Origin of the sequence: Furfurilactobacillus entadae (assembly GCF_045862745.1) — a bacterium.
In the GTDB taxonomy this organism is placed as follows: Bacteria; Bacillota; Bacilli; order Lactobacillales; family Lactobacillaceae; genus Furfurilactobacillus; species Furfurilactobacillus entadae.
The window spans coordinates 14,255-31,075 of sequence record NZ_BQXN01000010.1; the positions used below are offsets into that span (position 1 = coordinate 14,255).

Annotated in this window: 14 protein-coding genes; 8 read left to right on the top strand and 6 right to left on the bottom strand. The window is 49.7% G+C overall.

What is annotated here, in order from left to right:
* Window positions 1-30: 30 nt before the first annotated feature.
* Window positions 31-1,626, top strand: a complete 1,596-nt coding sequence (locus tag ACKTR5_RS05935) for an acyl CoA:acetate/3-ketoacid CoA transferase (RefSeq protein ID WP_407879957.1) — start codon at window positions 31-33, stop codon at window positions 1,624-1,626.
* A 113-nt stretch (window positions 1,627-1,739) separates the two neighbouring features.
* On the opposite strand, the gene ACKTR5_RS05940 is transcribed toward ACKTR5_RS05935, so the two are convergent.
* Window positions 1,740-2,645 (bottom strand): LysR family transcriptional regulator, encoded by a 906-nt coding sequence (locus ACKTR5_RS05940; RefSeq protein ID WP_407879958.1) that lies wholly within the window; start codon window positions 2,643-2,645, stop codon window positions 1,740-1,742.
* Between the two features lie 37 nt (window positions 2,646-2,682).
* Between ACKTR5_RS05940 and ACKTR5_RS05945 the strand changes: the two genes are divergently transcribed.
* Both ACKTR5_RS05945 and ACKTR5_RS05950 read left to right on the top strand, forming a co-directional pair.
* Window positions 2,683-3,438: a type I pantothenate kinase gene (locus ACKTR5_RS05945; protein ID WP_407879960.1), complete on the top strand. Its 756-nt coding sequence runs from the start codon at window positions 2,683-2,685 to the stop codon at window positions 3,436-3,438.
* Window positions 3,435-4,220, top strand: a complete 786-nt coding sequence (locus ACKTR5_RS05950; protein ID WP_407879962.1) for an alpha/beta fold hydrolase — start codon at window positions 3,435-3,437, stop codon at window positions 4,218-4,220. Before ACKTR5_RS05945 ends, ACKTR5_RS05950 begins: the two co-directional genes overlap by 4 nt.
* 68 nt (window positions 4,221-4,288) lie before the next feature.
* Here the strand turns inward: ACKTR5_RS05950 and ACKTR5_RS05955 are convergent, their stop codons facing one another.
* Window positions 4,289-5,095 carry a Cof-type HAD-IIB family hydrolase gene (locus ACKTR5_RS05955; protein WP_407879963.1) on the bottom strand — a complete coding sequence of 269 codons (807 nt, stop codon included), beginning with the start codon at window positions 5,093-5,095 and terminating at the stop codon, window positions 4,289-4,291.
* A gap of 272 nt (window positions 5,096-5,367) precedes the next feature.
* Between ACKTR5_RS05955 and ACKTR5_RS05960 the strand changes: the two genes are divergently transcribed.
* Genes ACKTR5_RS05960 through ACKTR5_RS05975 form a run of 4 tightly spaced genes read left to right on the top strand, consistent with a single transcriptional unit; the run spans window position 5,368 to window position 10,939 of the window.
* Window positions 5,368-6,255: a polyphosphate kinase 2 family protein gene (locus tag ACKTR5_RS05960; protein ID WP_407879965.1), complete on the top strand. Its 888-nt coding sequence runs from the start codon at window positions 5,368-5,370 to the stop codon at window positions 6,253-6,255.
* 11 nt (window positions 6,256-6,266) lie between these two features.
* The gene (locus tag ACKTR5_RS05965) at window positions 6,267-7,796 is read left to right on the top strand and encodes a Ppx/GppA phosphatase family protein (RefSeq protein WP_407879967.1); all 1,530 of its coding nucleotides are present in this window, start codon (window positions 6,267-6,269) and stop codon (window positions 7,794-7,796) included.
* A 12-nt stretch (window positions 7,797-7,808) separates the two neighbouring features.
* Window positions 7,809-9,974, top strand: a complete 2,166-nt coding sequence (locus ACKTR5_RS05970; RefSeq protein ID WP_407879969.1) for an RNA degradosome polyphosphate kinase — start codon at window positions 7,809-7,811, stop codon at window positions 9,972-9,974.
* 23 nt (window positions 9,975-9,997) lie between these two features.
* Window positions 9,998-10,939: a Ppx/GppA phosphatase family protein gene (locus tag ACKTR5_RS05975; RefSeq protein WP_407879970.1), complete on the top strand. Its 942-nt coding sequence runs from the start codon at window positions 9,998-10,000 to the stop codon at window positions 10,937-10,939.
* A 68-nt stretch (window positions 10,940-11,007) separates the two neighbouring features.
* Here the strand turns inward: ACKTR5_RS05975 and ACKTR5_RS05980 are convergent, their stop codons facing one another.
* From ACKTR5_RS05980 to ACKTR5_RS05995, 4 genes are all read right to left on the bottom strand, one after another.
* Window positions 11,008-11,694, bottom strand: coding sequence for a DUF4811 domain-containing protein (locus ACKTR5_RS05980; protein ID WP_407879972.1), 687 nt, complete (start codon window positions 11,692-11,694; stop codon window positions 11,008-11,010).
* Complete coding sequence (locus ACKTR5_RS05985; protein ID WP_407879974.1) at window positions 11,694-13,163, bottom strand: MDR family MFS transporter; 1,470 nt, start codon at window positions 13,161-13,163, stop codon at window positions 11,694-11,696. Before ACKTR5_RS05985 ends, ACKTR5_RS05980 begins: the two co-directional genes overlap by 1 nt.
* Before the next feature lie 216 nt (window positions 13,164-13,379).
* Window positions 13,380-15,002, bottom strand: coding sequence for an ABC transporter permease (locus tag ACKTR5_RS05990; protein WP_407879976.1), 1,623 nt, complete (start codon window positions 15,000-15,002; stop codon window positions 13,380-13,382).
* Window positions 14,995-15,945, bottom strand: coding sequence for an ABC transporter ATP-binding protein (locus tag ACKTR5_RS05995; protein ID WP_407879978.1), 951 nt, complete (start codon window positions 15,943-15,945; stop codon window positions 14,995-14,997). Before ACKTR5_RS05995 ends, ACKTR5_RS05990 begins: the two co-directional genes overlap by 8 nt.
* Before the next feature lie 202 nt (window positions 15,946-16,147).
* Between ACKTR5_RS05995 and ACKTR5_RS06000 the strand changes: the two genes are divergently transcribed.
* Entirely contained in the window at window positions 16,148-16,819 is a 672-nt protein-coding gene (locus ACKTR5_RS06000) for an HD domain-containing protein (RefSeq protein ID WP_407880041.1), read from the top strand.
* The last annotated feature ends 2 nt before the right edge of the window (window positions 16,820-16,821 follow it).

Sequence of the window (16,821 nt, forward strand, 5' to 3'; positions counted from 1 at the left end):
CGAAATTGCTAATAATGGAGATGGGCGAGAATGACAGTTCAATTTATTGATAGTAACGCGGCCGCTAAGCTGATTCCAGATGACGCAACGATTGCGCTCGAAGGCTTTTTAGGCTCTGACGTTGCGGAAGAAATCTTACGGGCAATTCGGGCGCGCTACGATACGGAAGGCCACCCCAAAGCGCTTGAAGTGTGGCATGCCTCCGGAGTTGGTGATGGCGTCGCGAAGGGAACCAATAACTTGGCGGCCAAGGGGCTTCTTAAACGGCTTGTTGGGGGTCACTGGGCGTTAGCGCCACAGTTGGAACCACTGGTGGAAGCCAACGACTTTGAAGCCTATAACTTCCCCCAAGGGGTGTTATCCCAAATCTTCCGTGATTCTGCGGCACATAAACCAATTCAAATTAGCCGGGTCGGATTGGGAACGTTTATTGATCCCGACATTGAGGGTGGTCGCCTAAACGCAGCCGCTAAGAAGCATGATTTGGTGTCGAAAATTAAGGTTCACGGCGAAGATTACCTCGCTTATGAGGTGCCAAAGCCCAACGTTGCTATTTTACGGGGAACGTTTGCGGATGAAAATGGGAACATCACGTTTGATGATGAACCACTAACGTTGGAATCAACGTCGATTGCCATGGCAGCGCATAACAACGGCGGGAAGGTCTTTGTCCAGGTTAAACGGGTTCTGAAGGCAGGTTCAATGAAGCCAAAAGACATCCGTATTCCGGGGTTATTGGTGGACTACGTTGTTGAAACGGCCGATGAAACGATGACCATGCAAAGCAACACCACGCAGTACAACCCGGACTACATCAATCAAGATGTGATTAAACCAGCCGGCGCCATTAACGTACCATTGGACGCCAAAAAGGTGATTGCACGCCGGGCCGCAATGTTTAAAAAGGATACCGATCAGATCGTCAATTACGGAATCGGGAAGTATCCAGAAACAGTGTCACTGGTCCTAAAAGAAGAAGGCGCTGCTGAAAACATTACAACCACGGTTGAACCCGGAACGTTTGGTGGTGTACCAATGGGTGGCGGTGACTTTGGGTGTGCCATTTCTCCAGAAGCAACCATTGATCAACCATACATGTTTGATTTCTATGACGGTGGTGGGATCGACATTACGTTCCTTGGTCTTGCTGAACTAGACCAAAAGGGGAACATTAATGTCTCGAAGTTTGGACCGAAAATTGCCGGAACCGGTGGGTTTGTGAACATCACGCAAAACACGCCAACGGTAATTTACACGGGAACCTTTACCACTGGCGGCTTACGGGAAAGCATTCAAGACGGTAACTTGGTCATTGACCAAGAGGGCCGCCGGAACAAACTGGTGGACGCCGTGGAACAGATTACGTTCTCGGGGCCGGTTGCTTACAGCAATCAGCAAAACGTTTACTACGTCACTGAACGGGCCGTCTTCAAGTTGGTTGCCAACGGGATCGAACTGATTGAAATTGCGCCGGGGATGGATTTGCAACGAGATATTTTAGCCCACATGGACTTTGAGCCACAAATTAGTCCCACGCTAAGTTACATGGATGCGCGGATTTTCCAAGACGCGCTAATGGGTGATGTGATTAATCAGCCGGGCGAACCAGTCGGGATGTCCGTTTAGATAAGCGGTTGGACTGCACATGACGAAAGCGTTGATCGTCAAGTGCTGAAAAAACGACTTCGGTTGGCAAGAAACTGTCAATCGAAGTCGTTTTTAGTTGAGTTATGTGGTGGTCACGGTTTTGAACGGATGTTTTTAAAGTAATTGGAGATCCATTTTTGCGTGTACCGTGCCAGGTTGTTATGGGAAACGTCGCTGAGACTGCACAGGCTGATGTTCCACGGAAAGGCGGGGGTAACGTCGCGGTGCTCGATGTTTGTGCCCGCATAGTTATCCCCAATTGGGGCGGCGATGATGCCGACGACGGGCATTTCCTGACACATGTTGAGGATGAGGTCCCAGGATGTTGTTTGGAAGAAAATGTTGGGGTTGAGGTGTTGTTGCGCAAAACGATTTTTCATTTGGAACGTCACCATGAAGCTGTCATCTAAAGTGACGATGCGCTCCTTCCCGATTTCTTTAAGGGGAATGGCGCCAGGAAAATCATGGAACCGGTGGGACTTATTGAACCACACGGCAACGGAGTCACGGTAAATGATGTCTTCCTTAATGGCCGGAAAGGTCGCGGGTGCCACCAGGACGGCGAGGTCAATTTCCTGTAAAATAAGCATTTTTTGAAGCTCGTAGGCCCCTTTTTCAACGATTTTTAACTCAATGTCAGGGTTTTCTTGAATGAACTTTGGAATGGCACGGTTGAAAACGGTGGAAATGATGACCGGCGCGATCCCGATCCTGACGGTCCCACGTTTGGCGGTCGCATGGTTGCGCATACTGGTCAACATGTCCTGGTACTCCGTGGCAACCAGCCGCCCGTGCTTGATGAGATCCTCACCAACGGGGGTTAGTCCAATAATGCGGCCCTTGGTGCGGATGAAAATTTGAACACTTTCGGTGTCCTCTAGTTCACTGATCAGTTTACTGAGTGCGGGTTGGGAAACGTTCAGGACCCGGGCACTTTTAGTGAGATTAAACCCGTTATCAACGATGGTAATTAAATACTGAATTTGATGAATATCCATGTAAAAATCCCTTCATTCATTAAAGTGGAGAAGCAAAATGAAATCGTTAAAAGATCATTTATATCGAGAACTTGTTCCAGAAATTATCTGCCAGCACCAAGGCGATGGTCCGGTTATTATTGGAATTACTGGAAATATCGCTTCTGGAAAGACGACGTGTGCTGCTGAAATGAGCCGTGTCCTCACGGAGCTGTTGCCAAAACAGCGGTTATGTAAAATTTCGACGGATGACTTCTTAATGACAAACAAAACGCTGCGTGAACAGGGACTGTTTGCGCGCAAGGGGTTTCCAGAAACGTACGATGCCGACCGAATTGCAGCCTTTAAGCGCGCAGTAAGTCATCGGCAAAACTTATCGTTACCGGTGTACGACCACCAACAAGATGATTTAAATAAATCACGACGATTATTAATTAATTGTCCTGATATCATTATCCTTGAGGGTCTGATGGTTTTGCAACCCGTTTTTCGTGAGATTTGTGATGAAACGATTTTTCTTGAGACCACTGCGGCGGCTAATTTTCAGTGGTACCTGGACCGGTGTGTCGCGTTGGGCTTGCCGGCAGTTTACCAGTTAGAAATGGACGTGTTTACGGCGTTAGCGACCAAGACATGGCACGACGTTAACGTGAAAAACTTTGAGGAAAACGTCGAACCGTTACGGCAGTTTGCCAGTATTAACGTTCAACTCGCGGCGGATCATCGGATGGTCAACATGACAGTCAGGCATCCACTAACCCAGGTTCAACGGCAGGATCGGCGCGATATTGAAATAAGTGAGGCAATGAAATGAAATTTAAAACGAGTGATCAAATTGAATTAGACTACGATGACGTTGGAACGGGGCAACCGGTGCTCATCATGACGGGGTATGCCGGGTACCGGGAAATTTGGCGTGCACAGGTCGAAACGTTGGTTAGTCACGGTTACCGGGTCATTAACTTGGACCGGCGCAACCACGGGCGGTCTGAAACGACCACCAAGGGGTTACGAATGAGTCGCCAGGGGAAGGATGTCGCCGAGTTACTGGATTATTTGGATCTGGATCACGTGGATGTGATGGGAAATTCCATGGGGGCGGCCACAATTTGGGCTTATTGTTCCCTGTACGGCGACCGCCGGCTGCACAAGGTGATCAGCGTCGATCAATATCCCAAAATGATTAGTGACGAAACGTGGTCGGATGGGTTACTAGACCTAACGTGGGCCAATTTCCCAACGGAAGCGTCGGCCATGATCCGCGTTCACACGACGTTTAAACGAATTGACGATGAAACCTATCGGGCTGTTAAGGATGTGCAAGCGGGAAAGACCTTTGATTATCAATTGAACCAACCGTTGCTGTACGACCATGCGTTTCAAGATTGGCGTGATGTTATTCGGCAACTGAGCGTCCCCGTTCTATTTATGGCGGGGGCTGAAAGCCCGTTTTGGAATCCGGAACACGCCCAAAAGTCAGCGGCACTTTGCCCCAAGGGCCAGTTTTGGATTGCACCTGAGGCTGGGCATATCATCATGGCTGAACAACAGGCGGCGTTTAATGACCAGATGCTGACGTTCTTAGCAGATGAGTAGGCCCGTTTAAATGCAGTAAAAAATCGTACGGCGCCAGCGCTAACTGGTGACGTACGATTTTTGTTGGTTTACTTAGTAAAATCAAATGTTTCGAGGAATTGGGCCACGCCGTCGTCATCATTGTTGCCGGTGACGTGGGTTTCAGCGGCTTTGATCTCAGGCTTCCCGTTGTCCATAACGACGCCCACCTTAGCGGCCGTTAGCATGCCAAGGTCGTTTTCGGCATCGCCAAACGTCATCAGGTTATCAAACGTCCAGCCGTAGTGGGCTAACAGGGCGCTTAAACCGACGTGTTTGTCCATGCCAGCGGCCAAAAATTCGAGAATTTGCGGTTGCGAACGGACGGTGTGGTACTGAGCCTGCATCGCTGCCGTGAGGTTGGTTGTTGCGTCGTCCAATGTTGCAGGATCAAGGGCCATGACCGCCTTGCTGTATGTTTGGTCGGCAAGGTCTGGAAATGCTGTTGGTGTGAACGTGAGGTTAGCATTCAACATTTTCTGATAGATGGAGGGGTTCAGGTCAGCCAGTGGGTAAACTTGGTCGAAGTCGAGTACATCTAACGGGTACCCGTGATCAGCACTGTAATCATGGAGGAGGGCGAGATCCTGCTTACTAATCCCCCGTTTAAACAGTTCGTGATGGCCAACGTTTTGAATCACCAGTGCGCCGTTAAAGGTAATGGTGTAATCCTCGTCATTTGTCAATTCAAGCTGTTCGATGTACTTCCAAATGGCGTTGATCGGCCGGCCGGTGCATAACACAATTTTGACACCTTGCTGATGAAGGTGTTTTAAGATTGCTTCATTTCGGGGACTGATCCGTTTGTCACTGGTTAGTAGCGTTCCGTCTAGATCCAACGCAACCATTTTAATCATGGGGGTTCCTCCTTGATGGTAACCGTTCGGTGTTTGCGAAATCGGTGTTGAGCGTAGCGATAACGCAACGATTTTTGTGTTAAAACGAGCAAAACGGTTAAACCGGTGCCTGCTCGAATTTAACGCGACTAATTCTAGAATAGCATATTTAAGAAGTGCTGGCGGCGCCAATTAGCTAAATTAACAAAAGACCGAACTTTCCACTGTTTATAATTTATCTTTGTTAAGAAACTCGGTAGAATAAGGGTAACAAGAAAATGGGGGCGACCACCATGAATTATGAGTCAACGTATCGTTACGATGGTAAAAAATCATTAGTGTTAGCAACGCAACCGACAAGTTTATCTGAACCAATGCCGGAAAAAGAAGCCATTCAGGCTCAACTCGCGGAAAATTTATCAAAACTTGCCGATCTGCAAAGCAAATTGTATGCACAATCAACGCATGGTGTGATCGTTCTGTTACAGGGCATGGATGCTGCCGGAAAGGACAGCATGATTCGTCACGTGATGAGTGGTTTGGACCCAGAGGGAACCTCCGTGGTGAGTTTTAAGCAGCCAACCAGTAATGAACTGGCGCATGATTACCTGTGGCGTATTTCGGCAGCACTCCCACGGCGGGGAAGCATTCAGATTTTTAACCGGTCACAGTATGAAGACGTCTTGATCAGCCGGGTGCACCCAGAAATTTTGACGACCCAACACTTGCCGGGCATTACGAGCGTTGACCAGGTAACACCCGCCTTGTTCCATGAACGGTATGACGACATTAAACACTACGAAACGTACCTGAAGCATAACGGCTTTGTGCTGCTTAAATTTTTCTTGCACTATTCAAAGGCCGAACAGAAGCGGCGTTTTGAAAAACGAATTGAAGTTCCGGATAAGAACTGGAAGTTTTCAGCGGCCGACATTAAAGAACGGGCCTACTGGGATGACTATCAAAAAGCATATGAAGAAATGCTGAACCACACGGCAACCAAGGATAATCCCTGGTACATCATTCCATCGGACTCCAAGTGGTGCTCACGGGTCGTGGTGTCGAACATTTTAACCACCCGTTTAGCTGAGTTAAATCCGAAGTATCCAACGGTCACAGCAGAACAAAAGCAAGACTTACACAGAATTTTGGAACATTTACAAACTGACGAAAATAGTTGAGGGTTGTCCTTATGGCAAAGGAAAAATTGTACGGGGCCATGGTGATCAGCGCACAGGATATGCAGCTGATGATCGTGGAATTAAAAACACAACGGGTGCTTGAACGGGTGAGTGCGCCCCTTTATTTGGGGGCAGATCTATTTGAGGGCAAACGAATTGAACCGGAACGCGCAGACGATGTCGTCACCATTTTGGAACGTTTTCTCCAGTTGTTAAAGGACTACAACGTGACAAACTACCGGTTGGTGGCAAGTCATACGATTGCGCGGGCCGAAAACATTGATTATATTCGTGACCATATTTACATCACGACCGGGATTACGCTTCACTTTATGACGGTTAATGAAGAGTCACTCTTTTCATACGAAGCCGCAGCAGATCTCTTGCCAAATTTCCACCAGTTGATTAGTGACCGGACGCTCCTGATCCAGGTGGGTGCCAGTATGGCCCATTTCATGATCTTCGTGGATGGGCGTTTGACGTTGACCCGTGAGCTCTTTTTGGGGCCACTCCAGGTGGCAAATCAATTGCAGGGGTTAGAGCACCGGGTGGAATCGTATCAAGAGGTGCTCAGCGATTACTTGCATTCCAAGTTGGTGAGCTTGTACCAATACTTACCAGAGCAAACGTTTGACCAGGTTATCTTGATGGGCTCAAAGTTGAACCTCTTGGAGGGGATGATCCCAACAAATCAACGCTATGTCAAACTGAGTCATGCAGATTTTGAACAGCAGTTTCAAACGGTGATCCAGATGACGCCGCAAGATTTGCTGAACCAAAGCAATCTGCCGACCGCGGAAGTTAACGAAGTTTTACCACTCTTCTTATTGCTGGACGAAGTTTTTGATCACTTTGAGGTGAAAACGATTCACCTAACGGACTTCAAGTTGATTGATGGCTGCGTTTTAGATGCCGCGGCCAGTCAGGCCACCCACGCACATAATGACGATGCTATCAGTCAGGTGATGCTGAGCTCGGCGTATGAACTAGCACGCAGGTTCCATGTTGATGAGGCCCACCAGCAATCGGTGGTGATGTTTGCAACCCAGCTATTTGACCGGCTAAAAAAGCTGCATGGGCTCGGGGCTCGCGAACGGCTGCTGTTGCAGTTAGCGGCAATTCTTCAGGATACCGGGTTATTTATTGATAGCGAACAGCACGCGTTTCACTCGGAGTACATTGTTAACCATTCGGAGATGCTGGGCTTGCGGGCTGACGAGCAGATCGAAGTGGCTGCCATTGCGCGTTATCACAGTTCTGAAACGGTCTCTGCGGATTTAAGCCAGTTTGGGATTGCGATGAATAACCGGTTGGTGATGGTCAAGCTGGCTGCGATTTTGCGGTTGGCGGACGCGCTGGATGACAGCCGGCTACACAAGATTTCTAAGATCAGTGTTTCCATTAAAAAACCGACGATCACAATTCGGGCAACGGCCAATGACGACATTGAGTTGGAGACCTGGACGTTTAATAAAAAGCGCCGGTTCTTTGAGGAAATCTACGGACTAACGCCAGTCTTGCAACGGACAGGTCGTTTCTAAAGGGAGAAAACAATGGATTACACAACACCAGAGTTATATGTGAACCGGGAACTAAGCTGGGTGGATTTTGATGATCGTGTCCTGGAAGAAGCACGGGATAAGACCAACCCGTTGTTGGAACGGGCCCGGTTTTTAGGAATCACCCAGAGCAACCTTGATGAGTTTTTCATGGTGCGGGTTGCGTCCTTACGGAAAATGGAAGATGTAAACTACGTGAAACCGGACGCGTCGGGGATGACGGCCTCAGATCAACTCACGGCGATCAGTGTTAAGGTTCACCAATTGGTTGAAAAACAGTACAGCACGCTCAACCGTTCATTGTTGCCACAGCTAGAGGCGATTGGTGTGCACGTTCGTTTGTTCGATGAGTTGACGCCCACACAGGTGAGTTACTTAACGCAGTACTTCAGGGAGGTCCTTTACCCCGTTTTGACACCGATGGCAGTGGACATTTCCCGACCGTTTCCCTTCATTAGCAATAATACGTTGAACATTGCCTTTCGATTGGTCAAGAATACGAAGGACGAAGCCAGCGGTAAAAAGGAGCACCGGTTTGCCACCATGCAAGTTCCGGGAACATTTAACCGGGTGGTGGCCGTTCCTGGGACCAATGAATTCGTTCTCCTTGAAGAAATTTTAAAGCACTTTGCGGGCGAGCTGTTTACCGGGTTTAAAGTCAAGGAAGCCCACACGTACCGGGTTATTCGCGACATGGATCTGGATGTTACCGAAGAGGACGCCAGTGACTTGCTCAAGGAAGTTGAACACGAATTGGCACTGCGCGACCACACGCAGGTGATGCGGTTAGAGATTGACGCCAGCATGTCAAAGCAGTTGCGGAAACAGTTGATTAAGGATCTGGAAGCCCGGGAGGCGGATGTTTATGACATCAAGGGGCCAATTGATTTACGGTTCTTGAGTAAACTGGTTAAGCAGGTCAAGGGACACACAGACCTGTTATACCCGGCGTTTAAGGGTGCGATTCAACCAGCACTGCGGCAAAAGGACATGTTTGCGGCAATTAAGAAACAGGATTTGTTTGTGCACCACCCTTATGATAGTTTCGAACCGGTTGTGCGGTTTGTGCGGCAAGCGGCGTCGGACCCGGACACACTCGCCATCAAAATGACGTTATACCGGGTCTCGTCACAATCACCCATCATTAAGTATTTGGCCCAGGCGGCGCGAAATGGGAAACAGGTGACGGTCCTTGTTGAATTAAAGGCGCGGTTTGATGAAGAAAACAACGTGAAGTGGGCCCAACAACTGGAACATGAAGGGTGTCACGTTATTTACGGCCTTGTTGGGTTAAAGACCCATTGCAAACTGTTACTAGTCGTCCGCCAAGAAGCGGATGGCATTAAGCGCTACATGCACATGGCAACCGGGAATTATAATGATGTCACGGCTAAGCTCTACACGGATATGGGCATCTTTACCGCCGATCCATTGATGGGCGTGGACGCGTCCAACGTGTTTAACATGTTATCGGGGTTCAGCGAACCAGATCATTTTGAACGGGTCGCCATTGCACCAACCACGTTACGGGACTTTTTATATGATCGAATCAATGATGAAATTGATAACGCAAAGGCGGGCCGGCCAGCGCACATTCGGATGAAGATGAACTCTCTGTCTGACCGGGGGATGATCCAAAAGTTGTACGCAGCGTCAGCAGCCGGCGTTAAAATCGATCTGATCGTTCGGGGCATTGTGTGCTTGAAGGTTAGAATCCCAGGTGTTTCCGACAACATCACCGTTCATTCACTGGTTGGCCGGTTACTTGAACACAGCCGGATTTACGATTTTTATGCGAATGGTGAGCACCGGATCTACCTGTCATCAGCCGATTTAATGACGCGAAACATCAGTCGGCGGGTGGAACTACTTTTCCCTGTTTTGCAGGACGACATTAAGGCCAAAGTGAGCGGAATTTACAACCAAATGTGGCACGATACGGTGAAAACGCGGGTGCTTCATGAGGATGGCACATGGACAAAGGTGGATCGGCGCGGATTGGCGCTACTTGATGTGCAGGAACACTTGATTGAGGCGGCCAAAGAGCAGGTTCAACAGGATGCTGACCGTGAAACAGCAAAGCCACAGACGCCGTTTACACCACTGATGCGGCCAACGGACGACACGTTGACTGGTGATCACCACAATAACGAGGAATAAGCACAAAGGGGTGGGTAAACCACATGGAAAACTTCGCAGTTATTGATCTCGGATCAAACTCTTGTCGGATGACAATCACGGAAATTGCCGATGATGGTCAGTTCACACGGGGGCAAATGACGAAACAGTTTGTCCGGTTATCCGAAGGGATGGCGCAAACCGGTGCATTGCAACAAGCACCAATGGATCGAACCATCGCGGCACTGAAAGACTTTTATGCCGTTTATTCGCAATTGCCGAACCTGACGCTTAAGGCGGTTGCAACGGCTGCCGTCCGGAGTGCGTCGAATCAGGCGGCATTTTTGGACCGCATCAAGGCAGAAGTGCACGGTCTGACAATTCAAGTGATTACAGGAAAAGAAGAGGCCCACTACGATTTTCTTGGGGTCATTAATACACTACCAGTAACAAATTGCGTGTTGATCGACACGGGTGGAGCCTCTTGTGAACTGGTTCTGGTTCAAAACGGTCGGGCTCAGGAAATGGTTAGTTTACCGTTTGGCTCCGTTAATCTGTCGGAGGGCTTTTTGAAACATGGAACAACGGAACCCTTAGCGGCAGTGGATCAGTTCCGACTCACAACAACCATGCAGCGGTTGTTTAACGGCATATGGTGGCTTCATCGGGGCCAGAATCTACCCATTGTCGCACTGGGCGGATCGAACCGAACGCTTGCCAAAATCCGTCGCAAGCAAAAGCACGTGGCGGACTTTGAGGACGTTCATGGGTTTCGGATGAGTGTCACCGAGGTGGATGATGTGTACGCGACGATCATTGAACGAAACCTTGAGGATCGCAAGGCAATTCCTGGTCTGGCAAAGGACCGTGCAGACATTATTGCGGCGGGGCTTGCCCCCATTGTGACCATCATGCGGTACTTAGATTCCGGCCGGGTAATTTTTTCTGAAAACGGTGTCCGTGAAGGCGTCCTGTATGAACATTTAGCAGCACGAAACGTGGAATAAGCAACGATGTTAAAACGGCACCCATGAGTAAGTTCTACTCATGGGTGCCGTTTTGTGTTTATGAACGCTTAGTTTAACGCGGCTTCAAGTGCCTGCTTTAACGCCCGTTGTTGAACGTCAGTGCGTTGGGCAGCGGTCAGCCGGGGATTTTTCGCAACGGCGCCAAGGACCTGTTTGGCCACGGTGGCGGTGATGGCCTGTTGTTTAGCAGGATCCTTCATCACCTTGGCAAGTTGCTTTGCCTGGCTGGTGCTCAAAGTCAACCATGTTGCGGGAACGTTAAACGTGTAGTGGTGGTGCTGAACGGTGTTTTTCTCGCCAGACAACGCAAAGAGGAATTTCATCCAGTGGTTTTTGTATTCCCACCGGGTCGTCGTTTTGACGAGAGTTGCCTCCGAGGCGGTTGTTTGATGAACCGTCGTGGTGATTTTTTTCGTTGGAATCGGTTGAGGCTTTTTTTCGGATGCGTTCGTCCGGTAAAGGTACACTTTTTCCGTCCCGTTTCCAAGGGGTTGGTACAACAACATGTTAACGGGAAGCTTTCCCTTCACGCTTGAAACTAGCGTGACCGTTTGACTGGTGTTAACTTTTTTCAAACCGTAGTGGTAGTTATCGTTAGCAATCAGTAACCCCATCATGCCAAGAAAACCAATTAAGAAAAGGCCGATCAAACAGTGGCGAATCGCGCCGCTATCGAGTAAAACAATGCTCATAAAGATCCCGAGGGTGGAAATAACAAGTAAACTGATAACCATTAGTTGACCCTCCGTGAATTCCCAGATTTGATCCAAAATGCGAGAACTAAACCAACTAATGCAAACAGAGTGGCCGTCATGAAGGCAGCGTGGTAACCGGAGAGCGTTGCGCTGATGGCATGGTCACGGTAGGCCAGTGGTGTCTTGTGCAACACGGCTTTAGCCGGCATGTTTGATTTAGTGACGTTGGTCAAAACGGAAATTAAAATGGCGGTTCCCATTGATGAAAAGACTTGCCGGCCGGTGTTATTGACGGACGTTCCGTGACTCATCAAGTTGAGTGGCAGGGCGTTCATCCCGGTAGTGGTGACGGGCATCATGACCATGGCAATCCCGAACATCCGAATTGTGTACATCAGGGTGACAAAGACGATGGGCGTGTCTTCAGTCAAGGTCATGAAAAAGGCGGTTCCGGCCGTCAATAAGAACATCCCTGTGATGGCTAAGCGCCGGGCACCGATTCGGTCAAAAATTCGCCCGGTGATGGGACTCATGATCCCCATCATGAGGGCCCCAGGCAGTAAAATCAGTCCAGAATGAAAGGCGGATTCGCCACGAACCGTTTGAATGTAAAGTGGGAGTACCATTTCCGCCCCGATCATGGCCATGTTAACCACGGCCACTTCAATGACGGACAGGGTGTAAACGGGTGAAGTAAAGACCCGCAGTTGGAGAAGAGGATTTTCAATGGTCAGTGACCGCCAAACGAAAAGGCCCACAAAGATTGCCCCGATGATTAAGGTGATGTAAACCTTTGGTGACGTCCATGAGCTGGAGCCGACACTACTAAAGGCGTACAGCATGCTCCCAAAACCAACTGTTGAAAGGAGAACGGACAGCCAATCTGCCTGTGCGTGACGGGTTGGGAAGAGTTTACGCATGGTGAATAAGGCAAGGATAAAAACAATTACTGGGAACGGAAGAATGACGACAAACAGTGACCGCCATGAATAGTTTAATAACAGCCACCCAGACAGGGTTGGGCCGATGGCGGGTGCTAAACCGATAACAATTCCGGCAAGGCCCATGGCGGACCCCCGTTTTTCTGGTGGAAAAATGGTTAGCATGGTTGTTTGAAATGTTGGGGCAGTGATTCCAACGGCAACAGCTTCGATCAATCGTCCCGTTAGAAGCGTGCCGAAGTTAGGCGCAATCATACAAATGAATGTCCCGGCGAAGAAAATGGCCATCGCCGTCAGGTATAACGCCTTCGAACTAAACCGCTGGAGTAAAAAAGCGGAAATGGGAATCGTGATCCCCATGACCAGCATGAACCCGGTTGTTAACCACTGAACGGTATCGGCGTCGATGTTAAACGTCCGCATTAACGTTGGAAAGGCAGTGGTCAGGGTGGTTTGGACGATAAATGTACTAAAGGTCCCAATCAACATGGTTAAAACGAGCAGTAGCCGGTTAAACGGCCGGCCGTTCGCGTCCACCACGTGAAATTCTGTTGATGATTCAGACACAAGAACGCCTCCTTAGCGTAAAAAAAGTGCGGTAATAATAATCAGAAATAAAAAATCCAATGAATAATTATACGCTTTTGACTAATAAAATGTTAGTGGCAGTTCGTGGCTAATTTATTGATGAGTAGATAGCTTGATGGAAACCGTTTGAGAAGGTTGCACAAAAAAGATTGCAGGGTCCATTAGGAGCCAGCAATCTTTATTTAAGGTGTTTGCTTACGAAGCGCTAATGAGGTCGCGGCGTTGGTAGCCAAGCCACCCCACGACCATGAGGGCAACGGCAATGGCAAGCTGCCACCAAAAGGTTGGCCAATCAATGGCGACGGACGGCACGTTACCGATGTACCCAAACGGCGTTAACTTAGGGACCCAGTGGGCTAGGTTAAACAGCCGGCCGAAGTAACCAATTCCAAAGGCTAATCCCAGGTAGCCCCAAATCACAGGGGTCCAGCGAGGCCACCACCCCACAAGGATTGCGCCGATCCCAATCATGATCAGCAGTGGGGGGATGTTTGCCAAAATGGCGTGGTAGAAGATGGTCGTGCTTAGCGGGTGGGTGAGGACGGTATTGGCAGCGATTGCCAACCCGGAGACACTGGCAATGAGGGCGGCCAAACTGGTCAAGACCCCTAAGCCAAGCAGCGTGATGTTTAACCGCCACCGTGCAATTGGCCGGGCAAACACCGTTTCAAGGGTGCCCCGGTGTTCATCGGTTGTTAACCGGTAAAGGATCTGTAAACCGGGGATGGCACTGACTGTCGTGAAGACAATCATGAGAACCGCAATGAAGGCTTTAAGGACGCTTGTCGTTGCGGCAGTTGCCGTTTGCGGATCTGACAAGAGTTTTGCCGTTAAGGGATTCGACTGAAGGACGTTGGCCACGGTGTTAAACACCGATCCATACATCGCACCGAAAATGATTAACCCAATGAGCCATGCACAAATGAGATTACGCTCAAGCCGCCAAAAGAGGCCGAGGGGGCCACTTAAGAGTGCTGACGCGCGTGCAGGGCCAGGGCGACTGGCAATGATGCCGGCGTTAAGGTCGCGGTGGGCCCGTAAGCCGATGGCACCAAGAATGAGAATGATGCTGGTAATCACAATGAGCGCTGCTGGCCACCAGTTGTTAGCTCGGTAGGTGGAAAATTTCTCGACCCACCCAAACGGGGAAAGCCACGTGTACGCGGGGTGACTAACATCGGTAACAAGGCGCATCATGTATGTGATGCCAAAGAGTCCGTATGACAAGCCAGTGGCGGCCCGACTGCTAGCGGCTAGCTGAGCACATAAGATTGCGAGAAGACCAAATAACAGTCCGTTTAAGCCTAAGCCAATGCCCAAAACAAAATTTCCGTTGGAATTGGTGCCGGTGAGGTTGGCAAACTGCAATCCGACACTGTAGAGGAGGCCGAGGCCAAGGTTAACAACGAGCAGTTCGCTAATGGCAGCGGCAAGTGGCGCATAGGGGCCAACACCGCGGGCGGCTAGCAGTTCAGTCAGACCCCGCTCTTCATCGCCGCGGGTTAAGTTCACGGCCAGGTTGAAGTTCATGATGACGCCAAAGATGGCCATGAAAACGGTCATTTCACCGGCAAAGACGTCGGCGGAGGTGTATGGCCCGCTGGGAAGGCAGCCGAACAGGGCCCGCATGGCAGGAGTGTTCAATGTATTGGTGATCTGATCGATTGCCGTAGTTGAGCCATAAAGGTCGCTAAACTTCGCGGCGATGCTGGCGAAAAGGCTAACCAACACGAGCACCCAGACAAGAATTTTCCAACGATCCCGGCGTAAGTTGATCCTGAGTAGCTGGTTCGTGTGATAAAACGCGGCGTTAGGCATGGTCACTCACGTCCTTTCCGCTATGATCGGTCACGGGCTGTTGATCATAATAACGGAGAAAGAGATCCTCTAACGTTGGTGGTGTACTTTGAATGGCGGTGATCTGATGAGCGGTAAGCAGTGTCATAACGGCGCCAAGGGCTTCTGAATCAACGGTAAACGTGGTGTGGTAGCCGGGGCGATCCGTCGTGGTCGTGGCCACCTGATGAACACCTTGGTGAGTAGATAAATCAGTCAGTGGCTGGGTCGTCGTCACGGCAATCTGTGTCCGGGTCAGGTGACGCATGTCGGCAAGCGTTCCGGTCTCAATGATGGTCCCGTTTCGAATGATGCCGATTCGGTCACACATCCGTTCCACTTCAGACAAGATATGACTGGAAAGAAGCACGGCTTTTCCCTGTTGCTTCAGTTGAAGCACTGCTTCCTGAAAGAAGCGTTCGTTAAGGGGGTCGAGGCCGGAAGTGGGTTCATCAAAGATGTAAAGGTCTGCGTCCTGTGACAGGGCGGCAATCAGGGCCACCTTTTGCCGGTTCCCTTTGGAATATGTGCGGGCCTTTTTGGTGGGATCAAGGCCGAATTGGTGGATGAGGTCGTCCGTTTTTGGCTGATGACGTTGACCACTGAGCTTTAATAAGAGGTCAATGATCTCGCCACCAGTTAAATTTGGCCAGAGGTAAACGTCGCCGGGAACATAGGCTAACCGTTTATGAATGGCAACGGCGTCCTTAAAGACGTCCTGATCAAAAATGGTCGCGGTGCCACCAGACGCGCGTAAAAGGCCAAGCAGGGTTCGAATGGTCGTTGACTTACCGGCCCCGTTTGGACCAATAAACCCGAAGACTTCGCCAGGATAAACGTCAAAGGTGACGTCATTGAGTGCGTGAACACGGCCGAACTGTTTTTGAAGGTGGTCGAGGTGCACCACCGGAGTATTGAGTGTCATGATGCAATCCTCCTTAGCTAAATGTGACATCAAATAAGCGATTCCGTTGGTCTTAGCCCAAGTGTACGGAGCCGCGAAAACGGTGTCAATTAAGCTGGCTTACAAAAATTAAACCAGAGGAAACGGCCGCCTCGTGGTAGGATAGAAGTAATCAAAATCAGTGCAAAAACAGACAGAATGACGGAAATGGTGGCGCATAATGATGACAATTGGGTTATCAGCAGGTGAACAAGAGCAGCTAGTGAAAATTATTGATTACGCACGTGGTCAACTGGGGGCAGAACACTCGGGCCATGACTTTGAACACGTTGAACGGGTGGCAAAATTGGCCGCGCGAATTGAATCTGTGGAGCAAACTGGGCAGCCGTTTATTGTGATTGCAACGGCGTACTTGCACGACGTTATGGATGACAAAGTGGTTGCTGACCCGAATGCTGCCCGCCAGGCCCTTCATGATCGGTTAACGACGTGGGGTGTTTCGGGAGCTCAGATTACCGCGATGTTTGCAATTATTGATCACATGTCGTTTAGCGCGAATTTAGCGGGGCACCAGTCATTAAGTGCGGCGGGGCAAATTGTTCAGGATGCAGACCGGATGGACGCCATTGGGGCCATTGGAATTGCCCGGACGTTGACGTATGGTGGTCACCACGATCGGGTGATCTATGATCCTGACATTGCGCCCCGAACACAGATGACCAAGGCCGATTATCGAAATGATGAAGGAACAACCATCAATCATTTTTATGAGAAACTGCTGCTGATTAAGGATCAATTAAACACGGCGACAGCGCGTCAATTAGCTGATCACCGGCAACAAGTAATGCTTAATTTTTTGGATGAATTTAAACAGGAGTGGAACGGCGAGGCCTAACC

Bases quoted from the DNA above. Each gene is read 5' to 3' on its own strand.
- ACKTR5_RS05995 (WP_407879978.1), bottom strand. From the start codon at position 15,945: ATGACACTCAATACTCCGGTGGTGCACCTCGACCACCTTCAAAAACAG.
- ACKTR5_RS05945 (WP_407879960.1), top strand. From the start codon at position 2,683: ATGAAATCGTTAAAAGATCATTTATATCGAGAACTTGTTCCAGAAATT.
- ACKTR5_RS05940 (WP_407879958.1), bottom strand. From the start codon at position 2,645: ATGGATATTCATCAAATTCAGTATTTAATTACCATCGTTGATAACGGG.
- ACKTR5_RS05975 (WP_407879970.1), top strand. From the start codon at position 9,998: ATGGAAAACTTCGCAGTTATTGATCTCGGATCAAACTCTTGTCGGATG.
- ACKTR5_RS05965 (WP_407879967.1), top strand. From the start codon at position 6,267: ATGGCAAAGGAAAAATTGTACGGGGCCATGGTGATCAGCGCACAGGAT.
- ACKTR5_RS05970 (WP_407879969.1), top strand. From the start codon at position 7,809: ATGGATTACACAACACCAGAGTTATATGTGAACCGGGAACTAAGCTGG.
- ACKTR5_RS05960 (WP_407879965.1), top strand. From the start codon at position 5,368: ATGAATTATGAGTCAACGTATCGTTACGATGGTAAAAAATCATTAGTG.
- ACKTR5_RS05955 (WP_407879963.1), bottom strand. From the start codon at position 5,095: ATGATTAAAATGGTTGCGTTGGATCTAGACGGAACGCTACTAACCAGT.
- ACKTR5_RS05935 (WP_407879957.1), top strand. From the start codon at position 31: ATGACAGTTCAATTTATTGATAGTAACGCGGCCGCTAAGCTGATTCCA.
- ACKTR5_RS05990 (WP_407879976.1), bottom strand. From the start codon at position 15,002: ATGCCTAACGCCGCGTTTTATCACACGAACCAGCTACTCAGGATCAAC.
- ACKTR5_RS06000 (WP_407880041.1), top strand. From the start codon at position 16,148: ATGACAATTGGGTTATCAGCAGGTGAACAAGAGCAGCTAGTGAAAATT.
- ACKTR5_RS05980 (WP_407879972.1), bottom strand. From the start codon at position 11,694: ATGGTTATCAGTTTACTTGTTATTTCCACCCTCGGGATCTTTATGAGC.
- ACKTR5_RS05950 (WP_407879962.1), top strand. From the start codon at position 3,435: ATGAAATTTAAAACGAGTGATCAAATTGAATTAGACTACGATGACGTT.